The 14,668-nt window shown below is 43.8% G+C and carries 15 protein-coding genes and 1 tRNA gene; all 16 read right to left on the bottom strand.

Annotation, left to right across the window (positions count from 1 at the left end):
- Positions 1-51 precede the first annotated feature (51 nt).
- The 16 genes from AAA938_RS15065 to AAA938_RS14990 all read right to left on the bottom strand — a co-directional run bounded on the left by AAA938_RS15065 (position 52) and on the right by AAA938_RS14990 (position 14,668).
- Positions 52-1,518, bottom strand: coding sequence for an NAD(P)H-hydrate dehydratase (locus tag AAA938_RS15065; protein ID WP_338229570.1), 1,467 nt, complete (start codon positions 1,516-1,518; stop codon positions 52-54).
- Positions 1,519-1,521: 3 nt separating this feature from the next.
- Positions 1,522-2,835, bottom strand: coding sequence for an MFS transporter (locus tag AAA938_RS15060; protein ID WP_338229569.1), 1,314 nt, complete (start codon positions 2,833-2,835; stop codon positions 1,522-1,524).
- Positions 2,836-2,896: 61 nt separating this feature from the next.
- A complete protein-coding gene (locus AAA938_RS15055) occupies positions 2,897-3,361 on the bottom strand; it encodes an ExbD/TolR family protein (RefSeq protein ID WP_338219883.1) in 465 nt (154 codons plus the stop codon).
- A 1-nt stretch (position 3,362) separates the two neighbouring features.
- On the bottom strand, positions 3,363-3,998 hold the full coding sequence (locus tag AAA938_RS15050; protein ID WP_338229568.1) for an ExbD/TolR family protein: 636 nt from the start codon (positions 3,996-3,998) through the stop codon (positions 3,363-3,365).
- Positions 3,999-4,000: 2 nt separating this feature from the next.
- Positions 4,001-4,330 carry a hypothetical protein gene (locus tag AAA938_RS15045; RefSeq protein ID WP_338219885.1) on the bottom strand — a complete coding sequence of 110 codons (330 nt, stop codon included), beginning with the start codon at positions 4,328-4,330 and terminating at the stop codon, positions 4,001-4,003.
- A gap of 53 nt (positions 4,331-4,383) precedes the next feature.
- Positions 4,384-5,190: a MotA/TolQ/ExbB proton channel family protein gene (locus AAA938_RS15040; protein WP_338219886.1), complete on the bottom strand. Its 807-nt coding sequence runs from the start codon at positions 5,188-5,190 to the stop codon at positions 4,384-4,386.
- A 369-nt stretch (positions 5,191-5,559) separates the two neighbouring features.
- Complete coding sequence (egtD, locus tag AAA938_RS15035) at positions 5,560-6,486, bottom strand: L-histidine N(alpha)-methyltransferase (protein ID WP_338229567.1); 927 nt, start codon at positions 6,484-6,486, stop codon at positions 5,560-5,562.
- 6 nt (positions 6,487-6,492) lie between these two features.
- Complete coding sequence (gene egtB, locus AAA938_RS15030; RefSeq protein WP_338229566.1) at positions 6,493-7,650, bottom strand: ergothioneine biosynthesis protein EgtB; 1,158 nt, start codon at positions 7,648-7,650, stop codon at positions 6,493-6,495.
- Positions 7,647-9,122, bottom strand: coding sequence for a BCCT family transporter (locus AAA938_RS15025; RefSeq protein WP_338229565.1), 1,476 nt, complete (start codon positions 9,120-9,122; stop codon positions 7,647-7,649). Before AAA938_RS15025 ends, egtB begins: the two co-directional genes overlap by 4 nt.
- 19 nt (positions 9,123-9,141) lie before the next feature.
- Positions 9,142-9,423, bottom strand: a complete 282-nt coding sequence (locus AAA938_RS15020; protein ID WP_338229564.1) for a DUF427 domain-containing protein — start codon at positions 9,421-9,423, stop codon at positions 9,142-9,144.
- 68 nt (positions 9,424-9,491) lie between these two features.
- A complete protein-coding gene (locus tag AAA938_RS15015) occupies positions 9,492-10,718 on the bottom strand; it encodes a bifunctional alpha/beta hydrolase/OsmC family protein (protein WP_338229563.1) in 1,227 nt (408 codons plus the stop codon).
- 203 nt (positions 10,719-10,921) lie between these two features.
- Positions 10,922-11,009: transfer RNA gene (locus AAA938_RS15010), tRNA-Ser, on the bottom strand.
- A 95-nt stretch (positions 11,010-11,104) separates the two neighbouring features.
- Positions 11,105-12,172, bottom strand: a complete 1,068-nt coding sequence (locus AAA938_RS15005) for an asparaginase (RefSeq protein ID WP_338229562.1) — start codon at positions 12,170-12,172, stop codon at positions 11,105-11,107.
- The gene (locus AAA938_RS15000; protein WP_338229561.1) at positions 12,169-12,945 is read right to left on the bottom strand and encodes a TatD family hydrolase; all 777 of its coding nucleotides are present in this window, start codon (positions 12,943-12,945) and stop codon (positions 12,169-12,171) included. The genes AAA938_RS15005 and AAA938_RS15000 overlap by 4 nt, the downstream gene beginning before the upstream one ends.
- Positions 12,942-14,045, bottom strand: a complete 1,104-nt coding sequence (locus tag AAA938_RS14995; protein ID WP_338229560.1) for a glycosyltransferase — start codon at positions 14,043-14,045, stop codon at positions 12,942-12,944. The genes AAA938_RS15000 and AAA938_RS14995 overlap by 4 nt, the downstream gene beginning before the upstream one ends.
- Positions 14,042-14,668 carry a polysaccharide deacetylase family protein gene (locus tag AAA938_RS14990; RefSeq protein WP_338229559.1) on the bottom strand — a complete coding sequence of 209 codons (627 nt, stop codon included), beginning with the start codon at positions 14,666-14,668 and terminating at the stop codon, positions 14,042-14,044. The genes AAA938_RS14995 and AAA938_RS14990 overlap by 4 nt, the downstream gene beginning before the upstream one ends.

Genomic DNA, 14,668 nt, shown 5'->3' with positions numbered 1-14,668 from the left:
GGCTTGAAAACCGCATCAGGAAAAATTAAGTTTGATTCTGCTCTCATTTTTTCACAAAACATTTAAGAGCAAATAAGTTTCTCCGATTTTTTCCAAAATATCCGAAGCGATAGTAGACCTCCGGTATTGATTACCCGCTAATTCTCCTGCTTTCCCATGATGATATACTCCACAGATTAGCGCGTTCTCAGGAGAATACCCCTGTCCCAAATAGGAAGTCAAGATCCCGGTAAGTACATCCCCCGCTCCCGCAGTGGCCATATAGGGAGTCCCCGATGAATTGAAAAGTTGTCTGCCATCAGTCAGAGAAATCACAGAATATGCGCCCTTGATCAGGACATTCAGTTGCCATTGCAGACAAAATTCCTTCACCCGATTCAGCCTATCCAAATGATCGGAGGATTTACCTATCAAGCGTTCTAACTCACCAAGATGAGGCGTAAGAATACTGTTCTTAGGAATTAGGGAAATCATTTCTCGATTTGAAGCTAGCAAAGTGATTGCATCGGCATCCAAAATCATAGGTTTGGTAAAACCTTTGAGTGTCTTTTGGAGCAAATCCTTTTTGTCCAGACCCAAGCCTGGCCCAACACCAAGGGCATCAAACCTATTCCAGTCCGGACTTTCTTCAAATTCACACATCACTTCAGGGACGGCACTTTGAATGATTCCTCTCTCGGACTCTGGCACAAAAGCCGTGACCAGACCAGAACCGGTCCTGAGGGCTGCTTTGGAAGACAGAATCGCAGCCCCCATTTTCCCTTTACTTCCGGCGAGCAGAGCTATCTTTCCAAAATCCCCTTTATGAGAAAATTGACCAAAAACCCGATGCCTAGGAAGGATATCTTTTTCTTGAATAAAGAAATAGGGAGAGGGAAAAACTTCATATATAGGCTCGTTGATACCTATCTCAGCCAAAACGATTTTTCCGGTAAATGGGGCATTTTCAGGAAAAAGTAAAGCCAGTTTGGGAAAGGCAAAGGTTACCGTGAAGTCAGCTTCTACAACCGGACCATTTGAAGGAGAATCGGCCAAAAGGCCGCTTGGGAGATCAATGGATATTTTGATTCCTGGGAAGGAATTTATGCACTCAATAATAGGAAAGGCAGAATTTCGTATTGGGCCTTTCAGCCCAACTCCAAGAAAAGCATCAATTAACACACCCTCATTTGACAGGTCAAATTCATTCCAAGGATGATTCGGAACCCCTTCAGGAATCCAATCCAGATTTTTCTGTGCATCAGGAGATAGTGTATTTCCTTCTTCAAAGCATCGAAATACCTGAACATTCCACCCACCTTTGAAAAGCAACCGAGCAATCGCAAAACCATCTCCCCCATTATTTCCGGCCCCACAGAATACAAAAACAGGAAGGGCTTTGGAAAAGACCATAGATTCCCACCAACGTATGAAGCTCAAGGCGGCTCGCTCCATCAATTCGTGACTGGAAATACCTTCTTTTTGAATGTGAGCACTATCCAATTCCTTAACCTGATCGCCTGAGAGAATCTTAAGCATGGATTAGGTGGTTTTTGGAGAAAGAGAAGTTTTGGGAATGGTAACCAACAGGAGGAAGCCTAATCCGACCAAAAAGAAGACTCCCAATGAAGCCGCAGAATTACGCATGCTTCCTGTAAGTTGTTCAATGGCACCGTAAGTAAAGGTACCCAAAACGATAGCAATCTTTTCGGTGACATCGTAAAAGCTGAAAAAGGAAGCATGTTCGGTAGTTTCCTCAGGAATGAGTTTGGAATAAGTGGACCGGGAAAGAGACTGAATGCCTCCCATCACCATACCCACCACAAAGGCTAGGGCATAAAACTCATACACCGAATAGACATAATACGCCGCCCCACAAATCCCTATCCAGATCAAAACCATAATCATCAAGCTGATTTTATTCCCGAACTTTTTAGAAACCCATGCAAATAGGTAGCTTCCTAAAATTGCCACAAATTGAATAATCAACACCGTCAGAATCAGTTGATCTCCCGGCATGCCCAGTTCTTTATCCCCAAAGGAAGCTGCGAGATACATGACAGTCTGCACTCCCATGGAATAGAAAAAGAAGGAAGCCAGGTACTTTTTCATCACCGGAATTTGCTTTACCCTTTGCCAAACGGATCTGATCTCCTGATATCCCTTTAGGAAAAGTTGATGTTCGATTTTCTTTTTGTAAGGATTATTCGGCAGAAACCGAAAGGGGATTTGAGAAAAACCAGCCCACCAAAGGCCAGTGATCAAAAATGAAAGTCGGGCGGGGAGACTTCCCTCTGATAGGCCAAACAACTCAGGAAACTGAATCATGATTAGATTCAAAACCAAAAGAATCACACTGCCAATATAACCTAAGGCAAAACCTCGGGCACTTAGAAAATCGTACTCGGATTCTTCAGCGATTTCAGGCAAGTACGCATTGTAAAAGACAATACTCCCTGCATAGCCTATACTTGCCATGACACTGCAAAATATCCCGAATTCCAGATTGGACCCATCAAAGAAAAATAACCCCACACAGGAGACAGAACCCAAATAGGCGAACAACTTCATAAAGAGAAGCTTTTTGCCCGAAGCATCCGCAATCCCAGAGAGAAGGGGAGAAAAGATAGCAATCACAAAATAGGAGAAGGAAATGGAATAGGAATACAAAACTGTATTTACGACTTCCCATCCGAAAAACTGAACTCGATCCGAGCCATCGACACCTTGAGTGACGCTATTGTAATAGACTGGAAAGATGGTAGAAGTGATGACCAAGCTGTAGACAGAATTGGCCCAATCATACATGGCCCAAGCTCCCTGCACCTTGGACTTATTGTTAAGTTTTATTTTCATAGTGCAATAAAAAAGCCATCCGGAATAATCAGGATGGCTTTAAATATAAGAATTCGCTTGTTTAATCTTGATAAATCTTACCTGTAGACGCGTAAAGTACCCGTCTTGCGTCCGCATTTCTCAATTCAGTCTGAACGTCAGAGATCGGACCCATTTTCACATCTTTATCTACTTTGAGAGAGATGGTAATCAAACCACGATCTGCTTCAGGAAGCATATCTCTTTCCTGATTGACCCACTGCACGATATCCGGAGCGGTAATCAGAACATCATTAGCCTGAACCCTAGGCTCAGAGCCATATAGAGAAGGATTCTTTGGCTTTCCGATGTAGATATAAGAAATAAGGGTCTTTTTCTGAAGCTTCTGCAACTGAGTCGCCTGAGGAATCTTCTGCTCTACCAAGATGGTCTGCTCTCTCAACACGGTAGTCACCATGAAGAAGAACAAAAGCATGAAAATAATATCAGGCAAAGCTGAGGTAGGAATGCTTGTCGCTGTATTGGTTTTTTTCTTAAACTTTGACATATCAATTTCCTCCTATTTTATCAGGTTCTGCGATAGAGATTGCCATTGGAATATTAGCTTTTCCTCGATCTTGCAAAGCTTTGGAAGCTTCGTCATCTCCGGTAAGCGCTCGATATTCATCTGCGGTCAAACCCACTCTTTCTCCATAAATTTCGAAATATGCTTTTTTGGCAAGGTCAAAAACCTCCAAAAAGACCTCATAACTTGTACCTCTGTTAGTCTTGATAGACACTACAGCTTCTCCCGGATGATCAGAAGATTCGGGTCTTCTTAATGCCTGTGCTTGAAGAGAAGCAGGCAAAGTATTGAACAAAGCAACGGCCTCCTCGTCTGGCGCGCCAAAATTCAGAACAAACTCTTTGATATCCTTATCCAGACCCTCTGCCGTTCTTCTGTATTCGCCTTCTACCAGCAAATCGTCATTGGCATTTACGAGGATGTTAAAGATGTTTCTTTCGTTTTTCTGAATATCTGGCGGCGGAACATTAGGATCCAGCTTCGGAGGAAGGATATTCAAAATACCCTTATCTGAAGCAATGGTAGTGGTCACGAGAAAGAAGATCAACAACAGGAAGGCGATATCCGCCATCGACCCTGAGTTTACCTCCTGACTCATTCTTCCTTTCTTCCTAGCCATAATTACTTGATTGCTTTGTTAAACTCAGTAATTACAATTCCTACTACCGTAACGATAGTGAGGATGTAAGTGGTAATCAAAAAGCCGCCCACCATTTGGGACATACCCGGAGTGAGATTGAATGGCTCTCCTTCAAACTTTGGCAGTACTTCATTAGTGGAAATAGAATAACTGATGAAGAACAAAACCAAGATCACTACGATTCCAAGACCTGTTTTCAACAAGGCCTTAGGATTGTCCAGTGACTTTATCAATGGAAGGGCGATAGAAACCAAGGCTCCTAATCCTACCAAAGCGTAGCTCACATAGAGCATAATATCATAAGTATCCATACTATTTTCTTTAGTTAATTAAGAATCGGATTAAGACAAACGGGAAGCGATAATTACTTTCCAGTCAATTTGTGCTTTACCAACACGTCTACCAAGGAGATAGAGGCGTCTTCCATGTCATTAACCAAAGAGTCAATTTTAGCTACCAGGTAGTTGTAGAACAACTGAAGGATGATCGCAACGATCAAACCAGCTACCGTGGTCAAGAGAGCGATTTTGATACCACCTGCTACGATGGAAGGAGAGATATCACCTGCTGCCTCGATGGTATCGAAGGCGAAGATCATACCGATTACCGTACCCATGAAGCCCAACATTGGAGCCAAAGAGATGAAAAGGGAGATCCAAACAAGACCTTTTTCCAATCGGCCCATTTCTACTGAACCGTAAGCAATGATGGATTTTTCAACCATCTCGATACCTTCAGAGTATCTCATCAAGCCCTGAGTGAAGATAGATGCAACTGGACCTTTGGTGTTTCTGGTCACGTCTTTTGCAGCTTCGATTCCTCCTGAAGAAAGCGCATCTTCTACTTTAGAGATCAATTTCTTGGTGTTGGTGGTGGAAAGGTTCAAAGTGATGATTCTTTCCAAAGCAATTGCAAGACCCAAAATCAAACAGATCAATACTGGGGTCATGTAAACTGGATCACCTTCGATAAACTTCTCTTTGATGATCTGGTGGAAGCTTTGCTCCTCAGCGACGATCTCATCGTCCACCATGGTTGGAGATGCAGCAGGAGTTTCTACTGCTGGGGCAGCTTCTGCGGCAGCTGAATCTGCTGAAGCTTCTTGTGCGTTAGCGAAAACAGGAACAAATAGAATCCCTGCAAGCATGAACAAAGCGATTAACTTTCTCATAATGTGATTTTTAAATAGACTTTTGATAAAGGTTAAATGGTTTCCAGATTAAAATCGAGTTTTAAAGTTATCATTTTTTAAATTCAAAAAACAAGGGACTCTTTTAACTTTTTTGAAAGAATCGGCTGTTTAAATCGAAATCGAGGCAATTTTTACATGAATGGGTGAAGATTCGCTCAATATCCTGTGACTTCTTTCACTCAAAATATAAAGGACCAATAGCTTACTAATCTTGGAGCTTTTAATATACCCCTACACCTTAAATTAATTCCTTTCTATTGGGAATTAAAGTTTTCAAAATTGCCCAAAACTACCCAAATGAGAGACCTGTTTCACTAACCATTTGATATACAAGTAGTACTAGAGTCATTACCGTTTAAATAAAACCCAGGAAAATAAAGATTGAGAATCTGAATAACTGGAATCCCAAGTCAACCCAGAACTTTGGGCCAGTTCCATCAGCTTTTCCTCGTCATACTTTTGAGAAATCTCTGTTTGAATCACCTCATTGGGCTGAAATTCGAATTCTTTCCCCCGAATGTTGACTTTTTGTTTTTTCAGGCTAACCAAAAAACTCTCCGCAGCACCTGTCAAAGGATGATAGGTGGCAAAATGATCAAATGCAGACACCTCAAAATCCGCATCCAATTCTCTGTTGATCCTTTTGAGCAAATTGAGATTAAATCGAGCGGTAATCCCATGGGGATCACTATAGGCATCCCATATCATTTTGGGATGCTTTTTCAAGTCCACTCCCAACAAAAAGCAATCTCCGGATTTCATCTCTCTTTTGACCATCTCCAAAAACACCAAAGCACGGGAATCCGGAAAATTACCAATGTTACTCCCTGCAAAAAGAATTACTCTGGGAATCTCCCTTTCTCGAATCTGTTGTAGGGTTTGGAAATAATCCCCAACTAGGGGGCTAATTTGGATATCCGGAACTTGACCTTTTATTAATTTTTCATTTTCTCTCAGAATGCTTTCCGAGATATCTAATGGAAAATAGGTCAGTGAGCGGACATGCCTGCTTAATACCCGGAGAAAGTGGACCATTTTCCTTCCATCTCCAGCACCAAGTTCAATCACATCCAATTCTTGTTGGCGGAGTTTTTGGGAAATCTGTTCCGACTGATTATGGATGATCTCCATTTCGGCCCTGGGAAGATAATACTCAGGCATATCCATTATTTCCTGAAAAATTCTCGAACCTTCAGAATCATAAAAATATTTGGAAGGAAGGCTTTTGATTTTTCTCCCCAAGCCTTCTAAAACATCATTCTCAAAATCATTCATTATTTTTTATTTAGCTAAGCGTATTCCTGAAAAAATCCATCGAGAAGCAGGATGGAAAAAATTGCGATAGGTAGGACGGGAATGCTCTTCAGGGGTCGCAACCGAAGCTCCTCTTAACACCTGCTGACTGACCATAAACTTCCCATTGTATTCTCCCAAGGCACCTTCAGCCTTTTTAAAGCCCGGATAAGGCAAATAGGAACTACCAGTCCATTCCCAAAGCTGCCCCCAATTGAACTGCTTTGAGGCTATCTCCCATTCAAATTCTGTAGGAAGACGGCATCCCTTCCATGATGCATAAGCTTGAGCCTCATAGTAGCTAATATGCTGTACAGGGAGATCCCAGTCTACCTTCTCAAAACCCCGGAGCGTGTAATTCCACCATTCTCCGTCTATCTCATGCCAATACAGAGGAGCTTTGATTTGTTCCTTTTGGACAAAATTCCAGCCCTCATCCAGCCAAGGGTCAAAATTCTGATACCCCTTCGCCTTCATGAATTCTAAATACTCCCCATTACTCACCAAGCTTTCGAAAACCTCAAATTCCTCCAAGAATACCCGATGTCTACCCAATTCATTGTCATAACAAAAGCCCTCACCCTCAAATCCAATTTCATAGACTCCAGAACTGACTTTAATGAATTTACCCTCAGAAAGCGGTTTGGTTCTAAATCCCTCTCCGTAAACTGGAAAAGTGGGCTGATTTCCTAAAATATACTTTAAGTCATAGACCAATAGCTCTTGATGCTGCTCCTCATGATAGATACCCAAAACAATCCTTTCTCTGGCCTCCTGATTCAAATTTCCACTTTTTATCAATTGGGAGAGTCGCTCCGTGACATGGACCCTGTATGCCAACACATCTCGTACGGGCGGTCTACTCATTAATCCTCGATTAGGTCGGAGAACTCGCTTGCCGGCGTGGTTGTAATAGCTGTTGAACAAAAAGGCAAAATCATCCGAAAAGACACGGTAACCCACATCAAAAGGCACGAGAACAAATTGCTCAAAAAACCAAGTTGTATGCCCCAGATGCCACTTTGGAGGGGAAACGTCAGGGATGGGCTGAGGGACGTAATCTTCCACTTCCAAGGGGACACAGATGTCTTCCGTCTTTTTTCTGATGGAAATAAATTTGGCCAGAAGGCCTTCTAAAGAATTCATGAGCGAAAAGGTTTGAATTGGTAGAAGATAAAATGTCCGACTAGCAAGATAAAAATCAGGCTGAAAGGCAAGGCAAAAAGAATCAATAAATTACTCACCGACTCCAAAAGCCCTTCACTCCCAATCCAGATCAATAATGCGGTAAAAATGAAAATACTTGCGCCCCAGAAAACCCGAATTCGGGGATTGGGCTCGGCTTTTCCCTGATCAGAAAACATACTCAAGACAAAAATGGCGGAGTCTATCGAAGTGATCAAAAATGTCCCCACCAATCCGGTGACCACCAAGTTGCTGATGACGGAAAAAGGCAAGAAGGAAAAGAAAATCAGGATGGAACTGTAGATAGAGGCAAAATCATCGTCGGAAATCACGCCAGCCTCAAGCAGAGCAAATGATCTGCTGCCAAAAACCGAGAACCATAGGAAAGTACCCAAGGCAGGTACAATCAAAGTGCCTATGATCAATTCTCTGACAGTCCTTCCCTTGGAAATTCTGGCTATAAACACCCCGGTAAAAGGGGCCCAAGAAAGCCAAAAAGCCCAATAGAAATAGGTCCAGTCTTTCAGAAATTGATCACTGACTCGGTCACTACCAAGATTTAGACTTAGGGTAAAGAAATCACCCAAATAGGCGAATAATCCCAAACCTAAGTTTTTCCATACTTCCCAAAAACTACCCAAAGCCCAGGCAAAAACCAGTAGTGCAGTAGCTCCGGCCATATTCCAATTGGAAATCAGACGAATCCCCCTTCTCACTCCCAGAAAAGCAGATATAGTCGCCAAAAAACAAATGAAAAACAGAGGCACAATTACAGCAATCGGGGCATAATCCCAACCTGTCCAATACCGGATAGCCTCCATCAGCTGTCTGCTTCCCAACCCTACTCCTGCCACTACACCAAACAGGGTACATAGCAAGATGAATAAATCTATAAATCCTGCCCATTTGGGATGGCTTCCTCGGCCGAGAAGCGACTCAGAACTCAGGGCAGAACCTTTTTTGACATAGAGACTATAGGCAACCACCAATGCCATCAATCCATAAAATGCCCAAGGAGTAAACCCCCAATGGAAAAAAGTATATTCCAATGCAAAAATCGAGGCATCTACATCAGCAGGCCTGGGGGGATTTTGAAAATAGAAAACCGGTTCCTGAACTGCCCTCAAAATCAATCCTCCTCCCATTCCCGTGCTATACAACATCGCAAGCCATGACCACCAGCTGAACTCCGGCGGCCCCGACCCAAACTGGATTTTCCCGGAAGGTGACGCGGCAAGAATCCCTAAGATCAAAACCGAAGCTAATCCCAGATATAAATAGAATCCTCCAAAGTATCCTAAAACTGACCCTGTCGCCTGAGCCAGTAAACCCGCCAAACCCTCTCCAAAAAACAAAGCCAAAATCAAAAAAATGACCAATACAGAAAAGGTCAGCCTTAGCAGAAAAGAAGAGGAAGTGATGGCTTTCAGCATTCAGAACAAATTCTTGAACTCATTTTCCGACCTCTACTCCTTTCCAAAAGGCTAAATACCCCTTTATTCCTGCGGCTGCAGGTTTGGGCTCAGGATAGTACCAAACTGCGTCCGTATTGGTCTTTCCGTCTACCTGAAGGGTGTAATAGGAGGCTGTTCCCTTCCAGGGACATACGGTATGGGTATCCGAATCCACGAGGAATTCCTTATTTACAGAATGCGGGGGGAAATAATGATTTCCCTCAATGACTATGGTCTGATCACTCTCTGCGATCACTTTTCCATTCCAAATGGCTTTCATTTTTTCTAATTGTTCTGTTAAAATTCAAGATTACCTGAGCTCCTTTGAGATTAGTCCAATTCAAATCCTCAGGATTCCGGCTCTCTGAATCGGGTTTCCACTTCAATCGGTTCATGAAGCGTCTTGTGCACCGGGCATTTATCCGCTATTTCCAGGGCCTTTTCCTTCATCTCATCTGTCAATTCTTCTGTTTGAATTTCTATCCAGCGGGTAAACTTTGATATTTTCCCACCCTTATTTTTTCCAACACCGGCACTATCCTCTTGATGAACTTTTTCATGATTCAAATAGACTACCACCTCTTTCCACTTCCAGCCTTTCCTTTCCGAATACATTTTTAAAGTCATGGCAGTGCAAGTCCCCAAAGAAGCCATCAAAAGATCATAGGGAGTTGGGCCGAGATTTCTCCCCCCGTCAGATTCCGGCTCGTCTGCGATCAGATGATGGAAAGGAGTCAAAACCTCCGTCGTATAATTATCTCCAGCAAGTCGGACCTTCACCTGGTGCCCCTTCACATCATTTTCGGGTCTGCTGTGAGGAAGATATTTTTTGGACCAAGCGCTGATTACTTCGGCGGCATAGCTACTTTCCTCAGCGTCGGAAAGCAAATGGTCGGCACCGTTGAGGGAAACAAAGCTCTTGGGATGGTGGGCTGCCTGATAGAGTTCGGCAGCATTGGCAATCTCCACAATCAGGTCTTGGGGAGAATGCAGAATCAGCAAGGCCTTTCTCATGTCATGAAGGACCTCCTCCAGATTTTGCGATTCCAGATCTTCCACAAACTCCTGACTTAAAGTAAAAGGTCTGCCCCCGATATTGACTTTGGCATTGCCTTTTTCTTCAATTTCATCCAGCTCCTCTGAAAAAAGATGCTTGACATGCTCAGGACTCGAGGGAGCGCCTATGGTCACCAAAGCCTCCACAGTGTCTAATTTTGCTGCAGCGAAAATCACCGCCGCTCCACCGAGTGAATGGCCGATGAGTAATTTGGGTGCGGAGTAATTTTGCTCCAAAAAGCGAGACGCAGCCATCAAATCGGAAACATTGGAGGAGAAGCCCGAGGTAGAGAATTCCCCCTCGGAATTTCCCAGTCCGGTAAAATCGAAACTAAAAACCGCCACTCCCAGCTGGCTTAGGGTATCTGATATCGTACTGACAGCCTTGAAGTTTTTGGAGCAGGTGAAGCAGTGAGCAAAGAGAGCAAAATAACGAGGATGCTCATCCAGAGGCAGGTATAACTTGGCCGAAAGCTGCTCTCCAGAGGCATTGGGAAAAGTGAGGTTTTGGGTTTTCATGATTAAAAAGACGAAAGCTACTTTTTAAAGTAAGCATTAATTCCTAAAAAAGTCTCAAAAGAATAACCAATAGGTCGAAATCCAAAGAAATCAATCTTCGAACACAGGCTCCCAGAGTAGGGTTCTTATCCTTTTCTGAACATTGATTGGGGATTTGATATAAAATAATGAAGCCAACCTTATTGCTAAAGTTGGCTTTATTGCAGAGAGGAAGGGATTCGAACCCTCGATACCCTTTAGGGGTATACACACTTTCCAGGCGTGCTCCTTCAACCACTCGGACACCTCTCTGTGTTGAATTTTCCGATCTTTTCTCAATCGGAGTGCAAAGAAAAATATTATTCCACCCTTATCCAAATCAAAGGCGAAAATTCCTAAATCGATTTCTAACCAGAGATTTCTCCAGCCAAAGATTGGGTTAGTTGAGTCCGTATTTCCTCCGTGGTCAAATCCTGACCCAAAAGAAACATCAACTTGGTCACAGCTGCCTCCGTGGTCATATCTGCCCCACTGACCACCCCCACTGCCAGCAATTCCTTGCTCGTTTCATAGCGGCCTTGAATCACACGCCCTCCATTACATTGAGAGACATTGAGGATAATCAACCCTTTTTTGATCGCTTTTTCCAGGGATTTCATGAACCAAGCCTCTGAAGGACTATTGCCGGAACCATAGGTTTCCAAAACCAACCCTCTCAGCCCAGGCACAGAAAAACTGTGATCGAGAATTTTCTCCGTAATTCCCGGAAAAAGCTTGAGCACCATCACATTGTTATCCAACTGATTCATATTGACCAGCTTTTTGGCAGGTTTATAGGGTCGGATTGCATTGGTATTGTAGTCGATCACGATTCCGGCCTCAGCGAGCGGAGGATAATTTTCGGACTCGAAGGCATCGAAGTGAATACTCTGTACCTTTTTGGAGCGATTTCCTCTCAGAAGCATGTGATTGAAAAAAATACAAACTTCCGGGACAATCGGCAGACCGTTGACTTTGGCACTGGCGATTTCCAAAGAAGTCACCAAATTCTCCCGGGCATCCGAACGCATGGCAGAAATCGGAAGCTGCGCTCCGGTAAAAATCACCGGTTTATTCAGCCCTTTGAGCATATAGCTCAGCATGGAGGCAGAATAGGCCATAGTATCTGTGCCATGCACCACCACAAACCCATCGTAGCTGTCGTAATTTTCATAAATGATGTAGGCCATATCCTTCCAGTGCCTGGTGGTGACATTGGAAGAGTCAATCGGTTCGGGAAAGGAAATGACCGTAATGGCGATATTCATATTGGATAAGATGGGAATCTTCTCCAGAATCAATCCAAAATTAAATGGCACTAAGGCTCCTGACTCGTCATAAGCCATTCCCAAAGTTCCACCTGTATAGATAATCAATACCGAGGCGGTATTTCGGCCATTGCCTGTGGTCTTAAGTCTTACGATTTTATAATTCATCTTTCCAATTCCTTGAATAGGGACAGGGCATTGGCTTGAGTATCCAAGGCGACCTGCTCGGCAGATACATGAAGTAAGTCCCCTACTCGCTCGGCGATGTAAGGAAGGTAAGCTGGGGTATTTCTTTTTCCCCGATGAGGTACCGGAGCCAAATAGGGCGCATCAGTCTCCAAAACCAGATTTTCAATTCCGATAAATGGCAGAACTCGGTCCAGCCCCCCATTTTTATAGGTAGCTACACCACCAATCCCCAGAAGAAAACCCAAAGCGGTGATTCGCTTTGCCTGATCGAGGTTGCCTGTAAAACAATGGAAAATGCCTTTCAATTGCCCGTTTTGGTGCTCTTCGATGATGTCAATGGTTTCATCAATTGATTCACGACAATGAAGCACGACGGGTAAATCCTTCTCCAAAGCCCAAGCCAATTGAATCTTAAGCGCTTCTTTTTGAATCTCAAAGGTGGTCTTGTCCCAATATAAATCGGTTCCAATCTCCCCTACAGCCGCGAAAGACCTTTTATTCAGCCAATCTTCCATCACATACAGCTGCTTCTGGAAGTCCTCCTTTACATCACAGGGATGAAGTCCCATCATTGGGATGCACAGGTCTCCATATCTACTTTCGCAATCCAGCATGCGGTCAATGGTCTCCACATCCACATTAGGCATGTAAATGCGCTCAATTCCAGCCCTTCGGATTTCCTCGATCACCTGATCTCGGTCAGAGTCAAATTTGCTCGAATAAATATGGGCGTGGGTATCGATCAGATTCATGAATAGGGTCTTGACTTCCAAATCGTGGGAGAGGGCCAAAAGTAATAAAGAATCGTCAGGCTGTAGGCAGCCAAAAGGTAAAAATCAAAGAAGATTAAGTCCGACCAGAGGAGTTTTTGATTTGTTCGGGAGGCCAGATTTCTGAAAAACATTCCCTGTAGACCCAATTTTGCACCCCAGCAAACTATCGCTAGAGCCCAATGGAAGAAAAACATCGCCCCAAGCCCAAGAAAAAACAGAACCTGCATGCCGAGCAGTATTTTCCAGCCCAGACTCAAGGTCATCGCTCCAGCCATCCATCGTTTTCTTTGTTTCAGAAGTAAAGCCCAAGAGCTTTCTGCCTTGGTCTGAACCAGGTTTTCCGGACTGAAGACTTGTTCCATTTGAAAACCTGTTTTTTGGATAGCTTTGGAAATTTCCAAGTCTTCCGTAAGTGAAAAAGGAATACCGGAAAAACCGCCGCAGGCCTTATACGCCTCTTTTCTAATCGCCATATTGTTCCCCAGTCCAGTGGTGGCAAAGCCTAAATCATTGACTGCTTTGACAATCCCGAGCGTATTCCACCAGTCGATTTCCTGCATCTTTCCCAACCAGGATTTCCCCTCAACTCGGGTAATCCCGATCACCAAGCCGGTTTTTTCGGAAAAGGCAGCCAAGGTTTTCTGAATCCATTGGGGGGGCACTTCGCAGTCTCCGTCGGTGAAAAAATAAAAGTCTCCCTCGGCAAATGGCTCCAATTGGGCTAAAGCATTCGCTTTCCCATTTCTCAGGTTAGGTGAATTCTTCTTGTCGGTAGAAATGCAAACCACATGTGGGCGATTTTGAGCCCACTGCATGATCATCTCACCCGTGCGGTCCGTACTTTGATCATCTGCCAATAAGATATGAAGCTTTTTCTTTGGATAGTCCAATCGATCCAGGCTTTGAAGCAAGCGGGGAAGGTTTTTCTCCTCATTTCTCAAGGCTATCCAAACAGAAACTTGTGGCAAGTCATCAGAAGTGATACCCCAAGACTTCCAGTTGGTCCGAATCAAAATCAGCAGAATCAAATACTGAAGCAGGACCCAACCTACAAATAGCCAACTGAGAAAAGCGATCAAAGCAATTGGGTTTGGTATCCTTCACTGAGCAAAAAATCAAGATAAACCGGAAGCACCTTGGGAAGGATTTCTGCGGTCTTTTCCTGATCGTGAAAGACGACCACACTTCCTTTGCGGGTTCGTTTACAACTTTGCTCGATCACTCTTTCCGGCAATATCCCTTTTCTATAATCCCCACTCAACACACTCCACATGATTACCTGATGCGTGGCCCGAATGGAAGAGGCTTGAGCGGAAGTGATTAGTCCATAAGGAGGCCTGAAGTATTCGGTTTTTTGAGCCAACACATCCTCTATGGTCTTTTCTGCTTTTTCAAAGTTGGAAAGGTAACTCTCCGTATCTGTCTTCCAGCCATTCAGATGGTTATGGGTATGATTTCCTACCTGATGGCCGGCTTGAATCACTTCTCTGGCCAGGCTGGGATTTTTGCGCACATTGTCCCCAACCATGAAAAAAGTGGCCTTTTGCCCTCTTTTTTCCAATTCCCTTAGGACAAAATCTGTCACTCCCGGTACCGGTCCATCATCAAAGGTGAGAAAAACCGATTGGCTCTCGGTTTCATTTTCCCAGACTCGATTGGGAAAAAGTCGCTGAATCAGGCTGGGAACACCGTGAAAAACCAT

The organism is Algoriphagus taiwanensis, from assembly GCF_036245645.1.
Lineage (GTDB): Bacteria > Bacteroidota > Bacteroidia > Cytophagales > Cyclobacteriaceae > Algoriphagus > Algoriphagus taiwanensis.
Note: the sequence above shows the minus strand (reverse complement) of the source record. Positions and strands in the feature narration are given on the sequence as shown.